The 12,357-nt window shown below is 71.8% G+C and carries 12 protein-coding genes; 3 read left to right on the forward strand and 9 right to left on the reverse strand.

All coding sequences use genetic code 11. The annotated features are described in order from the left end of the window. Positions 1 to 257: 257 nt before the first annotated feature. Positions 258 to 1,838: a hydantoinase/oxoprolinase N-terminal domain-containing protein gene (locus tag ACGFSB_RS33230; RefSeq protein ID WP_393407064.1), complete on the forward strand. Its 1,581-nt coding sequence runs from the start codon at positions 258 to 260 to the stop codon at positions 1,836 to 1,838. Beyond that, positions 1,831 to 2,919, forward strand: a complete 1,089-nt coding sequence (locus ACGFSB_RS33235; protein WP_393407067.1) for a DUF917 domain-containing protein — start codon at positions 1,831 to 1,833, stop codon at positions 2,917 to 2,919. Before ACGFSB_RS33230 ends, ACGFSB_RS33235 begins: the two co-directional genes overlap by 8 nt. Here ACGFSB_RS33235 and ACGFSB_RS33240 read toward each other — a convergent pair. The 7 genes from ACGFSB_RS33240 to ACGFSB_RS33270 form a co-directional block, all read right to left on the reverse strand. After that, on the reverse strand, positions 2,880 to 3,116 hold the full coding sequence (locus ACGFSB_RS33240; protein ID WP_393407070.1) for a penicillin acylase family protein: 237 nt from the start codon (positions 3,114 to 3,116) through the stop codon (positions 2,880 to 2,882). The two genes, ACGFSB_RS33235 and ACGFSB_RS33240, sit on opposite strands and share 40 nt — an antisense overlap. Beyond that, positions 3,077 to 3,553, reverse strand: coding sequence for a penicillin acylase family protein (locus ACGFSB_RS33245; RefSeq protein ID WP_393407072.1), 477 nt, complete (start codon positions 3,551 to 3,553; stop codon positions 3,077 to 3,079). Before ACGFSB_RS33245 ends, ACGFSB_RS33240 begins: the two co-directional genes overlap by 40 nt. Next, positions 3,550 to 5,094 (reverse strand): sodium:solute symporter, encoded by a 1,545-nt coding sequence (locus ACGFSB_RS33250; RefSeq protein ID WP_393407074.1) that lies wholly within the window; start codon positions 5,092 to 5,094, stop codon positions 3,550 to 3,552. The genes ACGFSB_RS33245 and ACGFSB_RS33250 overlap by 4 nt, the downstream gene beginning before the upstream one ends. Continuing rightward, complete coding sequence (locus tag ACGFSB_RS33255; protein ID WP_393407077.1) at positions 5,091 to 5,423, reverse strand: DUF3311 domain-containing protein; 333 nt, start codon at positions 5,421 to 5,423, stop codon at positions 5,091 to 5,093. Before ACGFSB_RS33255 ends, ACGFSB_RS33250 begins: the two co-directional genes overlap by 4 nt. A gap of 30 nt (positions 5,424 to 5,453) precedes the next feature. After that, positions 5,454 to 6,257: an SDR family NAD(P)-dependent oxidoreductase gene (locus ACGFSB_RS33260; RefSeq protein ID WP_393407080.1), complete on the reverse strand. Its 804-nt coding sequence runs from the start codon at positions 6,255 to 6,257 to the stop codon at positions 5,454 to 5,456. 86 nt (positions 6,258 to 6,343) lie between these two features. Continuing rightward, positions 6,344 to 7,786, reverse strand: coding sequence for an aldehyde dehydrogenase family protein (locus ACGFSB_RS33265; RefSeq protein WP_393407082.1), 1,443 nt, complete (start codon positions 7,784 to 7,786; stop codon positions 6,344 to 6,346). Then, a complete protein-coding gene (locus ACGFSB_RS33270) occupies positions 7,783 to 9,033 on the reverse strand; it encodes a M20 family metallopeptidase (RefSeq protein WP_393407084.1) in 1,251 nt (416 codons plus the stop codon). The genes ACGFSB_RS33265 and ACGFSB_RS33270 overlap by 4 nt, the downstream gene beginning before the upstream one ends. 168 nt (positions 9,034 to 9,201) lie before the next feature. Between ACGFSB_RS33270 and ACGFSB_RS33275 the strand changes: the two genes are divergently transcribed. Then, positions 9,202 to 9,978 (forward strand): FadR/GntR family transcriptional regulator, encoded by a 777-nt coding sequence (locus tag ACGFSB_RS33275; RefSeq protein ID WP_393407086.1) that lies wholly within the window; start codon positions 9,202 to 9,204, stop codon positions 9,976 to 9,978. A gap of 18 nt (positions 9,979 to 9,996) precedes the next feature. On the opposite strand, the gene ACGFSB_RS33280 is transcribed toward ACGFSB_RS33275, so the two are convergent. After that, positions 9,997 to 10,590: a MarR family winged helix-turn-helix transcriptional regulator gene (locus ACGFSB_RS33280; RefSeq protein WP_393407088.1), complete on the reverse strand. Its 594-nt coding sequence runs from the start codon at positions 10,588 to 10,590 to the stop codon at positions 9,997 to 9,999. Positions 10,591 to 10,626: 36 nt separating this feature from the next. After that, a complete protein-coding gene (locus ACGFSB_RS33285) occupies positions 10,627 to 12,330 on the reverse strand; it encodes an FUSC family protein (RefSeq protein WP_393407090.1) in 1,704 nt (567 codons plus the stop codon). Positions 12,331 to 12,357 lie beyond the last annotated feature (27 nt).

Genomic DNA, 12,357 nt, shown 5'->3' on the forward strand with positions numbered 1-12,357 from the left:
GACAGCTGAGCGGCGACTACCAGTGGTGGGGTAGCGCAGCTCTCAACATTCAACTGTCCCAAGGACGGAGACGTCCAGGGCTCCGGAATGCCGCCGTCGCCGTCTGAAGGTCGATGCCGCCGTCAGGCGGTCGATGGGCGCCATCCGAAAGGGGCCGTCCCGACGTCAGAACGAGCCGTCCCGGCGCCTGTCTGATCACGGCGTGCGTCCCGTCCGTACTACGCGTCACTCGCCCCCGTACAAAGGACTCCACCACCATGCGTATCGGCATCGATGTCGGTGGGACCAACACCGACGCGGCCCTCCTGGGCCACGACGACCGCGTGCTCGCGGCCGCCAAGTCACCGACCACCGACGACATCACCTCTGGTGTCACCGACGCGATCCGGGTACTCGGCCCGCCCGTCGAGTCCGTCACCGCGGTGATGATCGGCACCACCCACTTCCTGAACGCGCTCGTCGAGGGCGCCCGGCTCACTCCCGTCGCGGCCGTACGCCTCGGCCTTCCCGCCACGGCCGCCCTGCCACCCATGACGGACTGGCCCGCACGGCAGCGGGCCGCTGTCGGCGGGCACGGCTATCTCTGCCACGGCGGGCGGGAGTTCGACGGGCGGCCGCTGTCACCGCTCGATCCGGACGAGCTGAAGCGGGTGGCCGCCGACATCGCCGCGCGCGGGCTCACCTCGGTCGCCGTGTCGTCGGTGTTCTCGCCGGTCGCGGAGGCGGACGAGCGGCGCGCCGCCGAGATACTGCGGGCCGAGCTCGGCGGGGGCGTGCACTTCTCGCTCTCGCACGATCTCGGCCGGGTCGGGCTGCTCGCCCGCGAGAACGCCACGATCATCAACGCGGCGCTGCGGGACCTGGCGACCGTCATCGTCGAGTCGTTCGGGAAGGCGCTCGCCGAGGTGTCCATCACCGCGCCGTTCTTCCTGTCGCAGAACGACGGAACGCTGATGGATGTCGACTTCGCACGTACGTTTCCCGTCGCGACGTTCGCTTCGGGTCCCACCAACTCGATGCGGGGCGCGGCTCTTCTCTCCGGCCTCGGGGACTGCGCCGTCGTCGATGTCGGCGGTACGACAGCTGACGTGGGGATTCTCACCGGGGGGTTTCCGCGTGAGGCGGCGGGCGAGAGCGAAGCCGCGGGGATTCGTACCAACTTCCGTATCCCTGACGTCCTTTCACTCGGCATCGGTGGCGGGTCCCTGGTGTCAGGCGACGGCGACACCGGGCCGCGGTCGGTCGGTCACCGGATCACCGACGAAGCTCTCGTCTTCGGCGGTACGACGCTGACAGCGACCGACCTCGCCGTCGCCGATGGACGGGCGGACATCGGGGACCGCTCCCATGTGGCCCGGCTTGGGAGGGAGTTCACCGCACGCGCCCTGGACAGGATCGCCGAGCGGCTCGCCGAGAGCGTCGACCGGATGCGGACTTCGGCGGCCGCCGCGCCGGTGGTCGCCGTCGGCGGCGGCTCCGTCCTCCTGCCCCGAGCCCTGCCCGGCTTCGGCGATGTGCGTCGCCCAGCGCACTTCGACGTGGCCAACGCGGTGGGCGCGGCGATCGCCCAGGTCGGGGGCGAGGTCGACCGGGTCTTCCATGTACCGGACGGGCGGCGGGACTTCGTGCTCGCCGAGGCTCGGGACGAGGCAGTCGGGCGTGCGCAGGACGCCGGGGCCCGCCCCGGCACCGTACGCGTCGTCGACATCGAGGAGGTGCCGCTCGCCTATCTGCCGGGCGGCGCGACCCGTGTCCGGGTGAAGGTGGTCGGCGATCTCGACCTGGGGCGGCTCACCGAAGCAGTGGCGCGTAGCGTCGGAGTGAGCGCCGATGCATGAGATCACGCTCGACAACCTCGACGACATAGCCCGGGGCGCGGGCATCCTCGGCACGGGTGGCGGCGGCGACCCGTACATCGGCAAGCTGCTCGCCCGCGAGGCGATCCGCTCGTACGGTCCGGTGCCGGTCGTCGGCATCGACGCGGTCGACGCCGACGCGACCGTCGTCCCCATCTCCGGCATGGGCGCGCCCACCGTCCTCCTCGAGCGTGTGCCGGGCGGTCACGAGGAACTGGCCGCGCTGCGCGCTTTGGAGGAACACCTGGGTCGCCGGGCCACCCACCTCGTGCCCCTGGAGGTCGGCGGGGTCAACTCGATGCTGCCGATCGCGTGTGCCGCGCGGGCGGGGCTTCCCCTCGTGGACGGGGACGCGATGGGGCGGGCGTTCCCCGAGGCGCAGATGGTGCTTCCCGGCCTTGTCGGGGTCACCAACTCGCCGATGGCGCTCGCCGACGACAAGGGCAACACGATCATCGTGGTGGCCGTCGACAACCATGCCGCCGAGCGGATCGCGCGCGCGGTGTGCGTGGAGCTCGGCTGCCAGATCAGCTGCGCGGACACGGTGCTGCGCGGCGATCAGCTCCCCGACGGCCTGGTCCCCGCGACGCTGACGCTCGCCGAGCACCTCGGCTCGGCGGTGCGCGAGGCGCGTGCCGCGCACACCGATCCGGTGGCCGCGGCGCGGGCGGTCCTTGCGGGCGTTCCCCTTCTGACGGGCAAGGTGACCGACGTGAGCCGCCGTACGGAGGGCGGCTTCGCGCGCGGTCGCGCCCGGGTCGAAGGGATCGGCGACGATGGGGGGCAAGTGCTCGAACTCGGGTTTCAGAACGAGCACTTGATCGCCACGCGTGACGGTGCGACGGTGGCGACGACGCCCGATCTGATCTGCGTCCTGGACAGCGCGACCGGCGATCCGGTCACCACGGAGGGCCTGCGCTACGGGCTTCGCGTCAGCGTCCTGGCCGCCCGCTGCGATCCCCGCTGGATCACTCCGGGCGGTCTCGCGCTGACCGGGCCCCGGTACTTCGGGTACGAGATGGCCTACGTGCCGTTCGGTTCGGCGCTCGAGGCCCGACTCTGAGCCGTCGGGGCGGGCGGTCGCAGGGTGATCGTCCGCCGCGTGTGCTTCTCCACCGCATCGCGGGAGTAGAGAAGGGGAAAGGAACCGTCGGCGGCCCAGCTCGCGAACAGGTCGTCGTAGTGCGGGCTGCCCGGAACGTCTGACTGGCCCGGCGAGTTCATCGCCACGGAGTCGTCCCAGGAGCCGACGTCCACCACGATCCGGAACGTGGCCCCGGCGGTCTGCCGGACCCGGGCCCGTATGCGGCGGCCCCCACGGTGTCCCCACTGCCGCCGCGCGGGACGGGGCCCACCGAAGCCCACTCCGGGGCGGGCCCGAACGCCGTCGTCACCCGCTCCGTGTCGTCCCCGTACGCACGCCACTCCTCCGCCATGTCGCCGCGGTAGAGGAACAGCCGTGCCGCACGGTCGTGTTCGGCGTACTCGTCACCCAACACCTCGGAGAGCAGGCCGAGCCCGCGCCGCCGCCACAGGTCGAGCTGGAAGAGGCGGTCACGGGCCGCGTTGAATCCCTGGGCGAGGAAGAGGTCGTCCTGCGAGGCGGCGTACAGGTGCGGGACGCCCCACTGGTCGATCCGTATCTCCACGGGCTCATGGAGACCTGGCACCTCGAAGACGTCCGTGTCGTCCGTCACCGGGTCTCCTTCGCGGCGGCAACCGCCGAACTCTCGTCCGGTACAGCCGGTTTGGCGACGATGGCCCCGGCCGGGCCTGGCCCCGGCGCCAGCCAGACGACCGCGAGCAGCACGACGAGGTTGGCGGCGAGCGCGATGATGCCGCCGTTCACGCCGTGGTACGGGTCGTTGTCCGTGGCCCACAGCAACGTCATCACCACAAGGCCGGTGATCATGCCCGCGACGGCGGCTCTCGCGGTCAACCGCCGCCAGAACAAGGCGAGCAGTACGACAGGAACGAGCTGCGCGAGACCCTCGTACGACAGGACGGAGAGCTCCACGAGGGTGTTCGGGTAGAAGAGACTGCCTGCCAGAGCGATCAACCCCGCGATGACGCAGACCAGTTGGGAGAGCCGCATCGTCCGCATGTCGTTCGCGTCGCCGGGCTTCCCCGGCGCGCGGCGGCGCGCTCGCGGGTCGGCGCCGTTGCCACCACCGAGGATCGTGCGGCCCCACAGGGTGCCGATGGAGAGCATGAAGACGCTCATCGGCACGATCGCCGAGAGTGCACCGGCGACACCGATGAGGGCGACGACGGGTGCGGGCAGGGAATCGGTGACGAGGCTGAAGAGGGCAAGGTCGGGATTGCCCAGGGTCGGCATCACGAAGAGCGCCGTGGCACCGACCACCATCGGTACGAACAGGAGGAGTTGGTACCAGGGCAGGAGCAGCGCGTTGCGGCGCAGCGCGTTCGGGCTCTTCGCACTCAGGTATCCGGCGACGGTGGTCGGGAAAATGGTGATCGTGACGGCGTTCAGGACGACGGTGCTCAGGAACCACATGGCGTTGCGCCCGCCGGACTCGTGCCCGGGGAAGGTCAGCCACTCGGGCTTCTCGGTCACCATGCGCTCCATGAAGTCGCTGAAGCCGCCGAGGTAGTGCATCGGGATGTACACGGCGAGGAACACGACGGCGATGATCACCAGCATGTCCTTGAGCGCGCTCACCCACGCGGAGCCGCGCAGGCCGGACACGAGGATGAACACTTCGGCCACGACGAAGGAGATGACGGCGGCGACCTTGAGATCGACGCTGCCGTAGGTCATGGCGTTGACCACCACGCCCATGCCCTGAATCTGCACCTGGATGTAGGGGACGATGAACACGGTCGCGACGACGGCGACGAGGATCCCCACCGGGCGTGAGCGGAACCGGAATTCGGCGATGTCCGCGATGGAGATGAGGCCGTGCCTGCTCGCGTACGTCCACAGGGCGGGGCCGACGACGTACGCGACGGCGAAGCCGACGGTCAGATAGGCGACCAGGTAGAGGATCGGTGCGCCGAAGGAGTACGACCAGCCGGCCGTGCCGAGGAACGAGAAGCTGGTGTACGTCTCCCCCGCCATCAGGAGCCAGATGAAGAGGACGCCGAGTCCGCGGCTGGAGACGGACCACTCGGCGAGCCCCTTGGACCGGCCGCGGGCGCTCCACACGCCGATCCCGATGGTGGCGACCATGGCGAGCCCGAACACGGTGGTGGCGACGGCTGCGTTGCCGTTCATCGGCGGCCTCCTTCGAGGTCGGGATCGTCTGCTGGGATGGGCTCGACGGCGTTCGTGCGGTACGCCGGGTCGAGCCGGGCGGCGAGCCAGATGACCAGCGGACTGATCACCGTGGCGGCGATGACCCAGGCCAGCAGGAAGGGGACGCCCAGGATGCGCGGCTCGATGCGGTTGGCCACGAGCGGGGCCAGGCCGTAGAGCAGCACGGGGACGAGGAGCAGCCAGAGGGAGGGGCGAGCCACGCCGCGGAGGGTGGGGAGACCGTCGAGGGGCGAGGCCGCGGGGTCCGGTGGATCCTGCTCGCCGCTGTCTTCGTCTTTCGGGGGCATGAGGGGGCTCCTTGGGGGGGGCGGGGAAGGTCACACCGAGGGGTCGTAGCGGCCGTCGACCGCGGTCCAGCCGCCGTCGACGCTCAGGACGGTGCCGGTGACGAAGGTGGACGCGTCCGACACGAGATAGGCGACGGCGCCGGCGATCTCGTCGGCGCGAGCCCACCGCTTGAGCGCGGAGGCCTGGGCGTAGGCATCGAACCATGCGGGGTCGGCTGCGATCTGATCGGTGAGCGGGGTACGGACGACACCGGGCGCGACAGCGTTGAACCGCACGCCCCGCGGCCCCCATTCCGCGGCCGCTGTCCGCAACAATTGGATCAGGCCCGCCTTCGACGCGGCGTACGGCCCCTGCCCCGGCTCCACCTGGAAGGCCCGCATCGAGGCGAACCCGACGACGCTGCCCCGGCCGCGCTCGGCCATGCCGGGGGCGGCGGCCTGGATGAGCGTGAGGTACGAGCGCAGGTTCAGGGCGATGACTCGGTCGAACTCGTCGAGGCCGTAGTCGGCGATGCGCTTGCGCACGTTGGCCCCGACGGTGACGACGAGCCCGTCGAGCGGCTCCCACGCGGCGACGGCCGCGCGGACGGCGTCGGGGTCGAGGACGTCCAGGGGGTGGGCGACTGCGGTGCCGATGCGCCGGTCCGATGCCGCCTCGCTCTCCCGCGCCGCGAGCGTCGCCGTCTGAGCCGCCCCCGCCGCGTCCCGGTCGGCGACGATGACGTGTGCGCCCTGCGCGACCAGCGCGCGGACGGCCTCGCGGCCGATGCCGCTCGCGCCGCCGACGACCGCGACGCGGCGGCCGTCGAGCCGGAACAGATTCGCGTAATCCATGGTGATGCTGCCTCTCTTGCCAGGGCCTACGGGACTACGGGACTTGGGGACTTGGGGTCCTCTGGGACTTGTGGGCCTAAGGACGCCTACGGCCGGATCACAGCCATCCGCGTCACCGTCAGCTCCTCGATCGCGAACCTCGGGCCCTCGCGGCCGATGCCCGAGTCCTTGACGCCGCCGTAGGGGGCGATGTCGCTGCGGTAGCCGGGGACTTCGTTCACCACTACGCCGCCGACCTCCAGGCGGTCCACGGCCCGCAGCGCGGCACGCAGATCGCGGGTGTAGACGGCGGCGTGCAGGCCGTAGCGGCTCGCGTTGACGACGTCGTACGCGGCGTCCAGGTCCGGCACCGCGCGCAGGCAGACGACCGGGCCGAAGATCTCCTCGTCCCAGGCGGGTTCGCCGTCGGGGACGTCTACCAGCAGGGTCGGGACGACACACCGGCCGCCCGCATCGCGCACTCCCCCCGCCACGAGCCGCGCGCCCGCCGCCCGCGCCCGTTCCACCCAGGCGAGGACCCGCTCCGTCGCCGTCTCGTCGATGAGCGCCGAGACGCGGGTCTCCGGGTCCCGGGGGTCGGCGACCACCACATCCGGCAGCCGTTCCGCGAGCCGCTTCTCGAACTCCTCGGCGACCGCGGCCACGACGACGACCCGCTGTACGGAGATGCAGGCCTGCCCCGACGCGTAGAACCCGCCCCGCACCACCGCGTCGGCCGCCGCGTCGAGATCGGCGTCGGCGGCCACGACGAGCGCCGCGTTGGAGCCGAGTTCGAGGACTGTTTTGCGGGGTGCCGCGTCGCGCGCGATGCGGTGGCCGACGGCCGCGGACCCGGTGAAGGAGACCGCAGCGACCTCCGGATGCGTGGTCAGCGTACGGCCGACTTCCGCGTCGCCCGTGACGAGTTGCACCGCTCCGGCGGGCGCGCCCGCCGCCACGAGCTGCTCCCGTACGAGATGGACGAGCCGCAAGGTGGCGAGCGGGGTCGCCGGTGCGGGCTTGACGATCACCGGGCACCCCGCGGCCAGGGCCGGGGCGATCTTGTGGGAGGCCAGCAGGACCGGGTAGTTGAAGCCCGCGATGCCGACGACCACGCCGACGGGGCGCCGCGTCCAGAAGCCGAACAGGCCCTCCCCGGACGCCTGGAGGTCCAACGGCACGGTCTCCCCGTGCAGATGAGCCACCTCGTCCGCGGCGGCCTGCCAGGTGGCCACGGCCCGCCGCATCTCGACCCCGCAGTCGACCCGCGGCTTCCCGGTCTCCAGGATCAGCAGGTCCACCAGGTCGGGCAGCGCGTCGGCAAGCGCCGCGGCGACGCCGGTGAGCACCTGCCGCCGCACCCCGGCGGTCAGCCCGCCCACCTGTACCCGCACCGACGCGGCATGGTCGACGGCCCGCGCGGCGAGGTCTTCGTCACCGACCGGAGCCACGGCGATCTCGGTGCCGTCGTACGGGAATCGGACAGCCTCGCTGCGAGGCGCGGTCACCCAACCGTCCCCGATCGGCAGCCCTTCGGGACACGACCTCATCGCGCACCCCCGGTGGCACCGTTCAGGAACGCGTGGGCCGCGGCGGCGTACACCCGTGTGTACTCGATGATCTCGTGCACCTCCACGAACTCGTCCTTCTGGTGCGCGATCCACTTCCCGCCGGGGCCGTAGACGACGGTCGGCAGACCGGCGTCGCGGGTGAGGATGGTCCCGTCCGTGGTGCCGGGCACGGCTCCGAACGGCGGTGGTCCGCCGTGCACTTGGCGATGCCCTTCGACGAGGGCGGCGACCACCGGATGGTCCTCGGGCAGCTCGATGGCGGGCCGGTCGTCGACGACGGTGAGCCCGACGCCCACGCCCACGGTCCCGGCCGCCTCGACCGCGAACTCCCGCACCCGCTCGATGAGTTCGGCGTGATCGGTGCCGGGAATCGTCCGTACGTCGATGCCGACGAGCCCGTGCGCGGGGATGACGTTGAGCTGGTCGGGGTCCCCGCCGTGCAGGACGGTCGGCGTGACCGTCACGCTCCCGGCGTGCGGGTGGGTGCCGTACCGCTCTTCGGCCCAGGCCTGGACGCGGGCGAGCGCCTCGACGATGCGTGCACCGGCGACGATCGGGCTCTTGGCCTCCTGGGGCATAGCTCCATGGGCCATCACCCCGTCGAGATCGAGCCGCAGCCGGATGCCGCCGCGGGCCGATGTGCAGACCTCGTACCCCTCCGGCTCGCAGACGATGACACCGTCCACCTCACGGGCGAGGGGCGTGGCCGCGAACGCCTTCGCACCGAGCATCAGCCCTTCCTCGTCGCACAGCACGCCTACGACGACGCGGCCGGGGAAGGGCCCCGCGAGCTGAAGTGCCCGTACCCCGTAGATCATCGCCGCGACGCCGGACTTCATATCGGCGGAGCCGCGCCCCCACAGCTTGCCGTCCCAGATCTCGGCCCCGTAGGGATCGACACTCCAGTCCGCGGGATCCCCCTCCGTGACGACGTCGATATGGCCTTCGAACATCAGGGTCGGCCCCTGGCCGCCCCCGCCCTCGATGACGGCGACGGTGTTGGGCCGTCCTGGCGCGACCTCCACCACGTCGTACGTCCAGCCGAACTCGGTGAAGAGCCGGGCGACGAGCTCGGCGGCGGGCCGCTCGACCTCGGTGGCTCCGGCCGCGTTGACGGTACGCAGCCGGACCAGATCCTGGGTGAAGGCGACGGCGGCGGCGGAGTCGGACTCCGAGACGGCGACGGTCGCGCTTGAGCCGGCGGACGCGCTTGAGCTGGAATGCATGGAACCTCCAAGTCGGCCGGACACGAGGCCAGTCGACTGGTCAGACCAGTTGAGTTCCCGTACTCTGCCTCCACGTTCACGGCCGGGTCAACCACCAGATCTTGGTTTTCCGCGCCGACGTCCCGTATCAGCTGCACATCAGCTACACACCGTGGAGGGGGCGGGCCGATGGCCGCCGACGACACCGACCTGTTCCGGCCGGTCACACCGGTCCGCGCCTATCAGCGGGTGGCGGAGCAGATCGAGGAGCGCATCCTCAACGGCGATCTGCCGCCCGGCTCCCGGCTGCCCGCCGAGCGCGATCTTGTCAACCGCTTCGGCGTCGGCCGCTCCACGGTCCGCGAGGCGCTGCGCGTCCTTCAGTCGGCGGGCCTGATCCGCTCACGCCCCGGCGACCCGCTGGGCGCCGAGGTCCTCGGCGTCACACCCGACAACCTCAGCCAGGCCCTGGGCCGCCTCACCCGCTCCAGCGTGGCGACACTCGGCGAACTGGTGCAGTTCCGCATGGTGCTCGACGCCGAGAGCAACCGCCTTGCCGCCCGTCTTCACACCGAGGCCGACCTCACTCGTATGCGCGAACAGATCACCCGCATGGAATCCCTCACCGGCCGCGGCCCCGCGTCCCTGCATGCGTTCAGCGAGGCCGACGCGCTGTTCCACCGCGCGATCGCCGAGGCGAGCGGCAATTCCCTCCTCGGCCTGTGCGCACGCGCCGTGCACGAGGCGGTGGTCGAGGTCATCGAGAAGAAGATCGCCGGAGTCACCGACAGCACGGCCTGGATGGAACGCTCCATAGCCCATCACCGCGAGGTCCTCGCGGCGATCAGCGCGGGCGACGGCCCCCTCGCGGGCCGCCTGGGCCGCACGGCGCTGCACGAGTACTACGCGGAGCATGTGGAGCCTCAGACACGGGAGTTGCTCGCGGCGTCGGTCGAGGACCACTGACGACTCCGGGCGCCCCCGTCAGCCCCGGAGCCCCGGAGAAAGCCCGAGCCGCCCCTCCAACTGCCCCAGCAACTCCCCGAGCAGTGCGCTGAGTTGACCCTGCCCACTCTCGTCGAGACCTGCGAGGACCACCGTCTCGTACGCGAGCTGGTCGGGCAGGAGCGAGTCGACCAGGTCCCGGCCCGCGTCGGTCAGGCGGACGTGCGAGACCCTGCGGTCCCGGGAGTCGACGCGGCGGTCGACCAGGGTGCGCTCCTGGAGCTGCTTGAGGCGCTTGGTGACGGCGGCGCCCGATGAGAAGGTCTCGCGGGCCAGCTCGCTGGGGGTCAGTTCGTGGCCGGTGCGGCGCAGCGCGCCGAGGAGGTCGAATTCGGGGCGGGTCAGGCCCACGCGGCGCAGCGGTGCGTCCTCGGCCTGTTGCAGGAGGGCGGCGCAGCGGTTGATGCGGCCGATGACCTCCATCGGAGCGGTGTCGATGTCCGGCCGCACCGTCTGCCACTGCCGCACGACGGCGGCGACGGTGTCGCTGGGCGCTCCGGAGCGAACTCCCGAGCGCACTCCTGAGCCATCGCTCTGCGCACCAGCGGCGCCGCCTTCGTTCCCTTTCCTCATGCTTCCCGTCCTCGCCCTTCCGCGTCGCCCGGCTCGTCACACGCGTGCGCGCTCGCCCGACTCCATGCCACGTACCGTCGCCGCGAGCGTACGGTGTCCTGCCTGCTCGGCGACCATCACCCGCTGCTCCGGCAGGGCGCGCTGCCACCATTCGCCCGCCGCCGCGTCGTGCGCGGTGCGCAGGTCGACAAGCGCCGCCGTCAGGCTGCGGCGGTCCTGCCGCAGGGTGCCCGGTGTGCGGGTCGGGGCGGCGAGGGTCCGCTCGGCGTGGGCGCGGGCCCGGTCGGTGGCGTCGATGGCCAGCTCGATGTGGTCGGCGGCGCGGCGGTTGGTGACCGCGATCGCCGCGACGATGCCGAGCAGTGCGCCCACGACGGTGTCCACGACCCGGTCGAGGATCAGCCCTCCGGGCTGCTGGAACCTGGCGAACTCGGTGACGAGGAGCGCCATCGGCGTGACACACACACTGCCGAGCCAGTAGTTGCGGGCCATCAGGGCCTCCGCCCCGAAGGCGAGTGCCAGGCAGCAGACGATGAGCGCGGCCTGGTTGAAGTGGGCCAGCGGGACGATCGCGGCGAAGGCGAGCACACCGATGAGGTTGCCGACGACCCGCTGCACTCCCCTGTTCCAGGTGAGCGTGACGTTGGCCTGGTAGAGCGAGGCCGCCGTGACGAGGGCCCAGTAGGGGCGGCCGACGCCGAGGGCCAGGGACGCGTACCCCGCGAGCGCGCAGCCGAGGGCAGTCCGCAGCGCGATGGGCAGCAGCGGCGATCCGGGGCCGAGGCGACGCCACAGAGATACGGGCTTGGGTGCGGACGCCAACTCGGCCTCTACTCCGAGGAGTTCGTCGTCCGCTTCGGGCCGTACGTCGCCGGGGCGCGGCACCGCGCTCGTGCCGCGCAGGCCCGCCGCCCAGGAGCGCAGCAGGGCGGGGTCCGCCGCCGACGGCTCCGCCAGGGCGTCCTCGGCGCGGATCACCAGGCGCTCCAGGGCGCGGCGCGCCGCCGTGCGGGAGCCGGTGGCGAGCAGTGACTGCCAGGCCGCGTGGACGGCCGCGGCCGCCGCCGGTCGTGCCCGCTCCCGGCCGGGGCCCGCCGCATCGGCGTACGCGGCTGCCGCATACAGGGCCCGCGCGGTGGCCCGGCGCTCGGGGCCGTGCGGTCGCACCAGGGCGGGGGCCATGCCGACGAGCCAGGCCACGGCGCCCGCGCCGAGCGTCAGGGCGAGGTGACCGGGGACCTGGCCGATGGCCTGCGGTGCGAACAGCGTGGCGGAGCTGATGAACGTGAAGATGAGGTGGCCGGGCGGGCCGATGCGGGTCGCGTCGCAGAGGGTCTTCTGAGCGGCGGCGAGCAGCGCGCCAACGGCCACGAGCACCGCCGGGGACGTGGTGAGCGAGGCGGCGACCATGGCGGTGCCGACGCTCGCGAGCATCCCGATGACGACCCAGACCAGGGCGCGGGCACGGGCGGCGTAGGGGAGGTTGTGCGCGTAGAGGGCGCAGAACGATCCGGCCATCGTGTACATCACGAGGTCGAGGCGGCCGATGGCGAGGAGCGTCAGATTCGGTATCGCGGTGGCGACGACGACGCTCGACGCGGGCTTGAACCAGATGTCGGACGGCTTGCCAGGACGCAGCACACCGGCCAGCGGGAGCCTGCGGACACGGGAGGGACGGGACGGAGACGGGATCGAGGGGGGCGAGGACGGGTGCGAGGAGGGGGGCGGCGTACTGCTCATGCCTAGAACATTAGCAAGTGTTTTACT

The sequence above is a fragment of the Streptomyces sp. NPDC048441 genome (assembly GCF_043200235.1).
Lineage (GTDB): Bacteria > Actinomycetota > Actinomycetes > Streptomycetales > Streptomycetaceae > Streptomyces.

Excerpts from the sequence above, each read along its gene's own strand:
- ACGFSB_RS33255 (WP_393407077.1), bottom strand. The coding sequence starts at position 5,423 with ATGCCCCCGAAAGACGAAGACAGCGGCGAGCAGGATCCACCGGACCCC.
- ACGFSB_RS33280 (WP_393407088.1), bottom strand. The coding sequence starts at position 10,590 with ATGAGGAAAGGGAACGAAGGCGGCGCCGCTGGTGCGCAGAGCGATGGC.
- ACGFSB_RS33285 (WP_393407090.1), bottom strand. The coding sequence starts at position 12,330 with ATGAGCAGTACGCCGCCCCCCTCCTCGCACCCGTCCTCGCCCCCCTCG.
- ACGFSB_RS33230 (WP_393407064.1), top strand. The coding sequence starts at position 258 with ATGCGTATCGGCATCGATGTCGGTGGGACCAACACCGACGCGGCCCTC.
- ACGFSB_RS33250 (WP_393407074.1), bottom strand. The coding sequence starts at position 5,094 with ATGAACGGCAACGCAGCCGTCGCCACCACCGTGTTCGGGCTCGCCATG.
- ACGFSB_RS33270 (WP_393407084.1), bottom strand. The coding sequence starts at position 9,033 with ATGCATTCCAGCTCAAGCGCGTCCGCCGGCTCAAGCGCGACCGTCGCC.
- ACGFSB_RS33265 (WP_393407082.1), bottom strand. The coding sequence starts at position 7,786 with ATGAGGTCGTGTCCCGAAGGGCTGCCGATCGGGGACGGTTGGGTGACC.
- ACGFSB_RS33235 (WP_393407067.1), top strand. The coding sequence starts at position 1,831 with ATGCATGAGATCACGCTCGACAACCTCGACGACATAGCCCGGGGCGCG.
- ACGFSB_RS33275 (WP_393407086.1), top strand. The coding sequence starts at position 9,202 with ATGGCCGCCGACGACACCGACCTGTTCCGGCCGGTCACACCGGTCCGC.
- ACGFSB_RS33260 (WP_393407080.1), bottom strand. The coding sequence starts at position 6,257 with ATGGATTACGCGAATCTGTTCCGGCTCGACGGCCGCCGCGTCGCGGTC.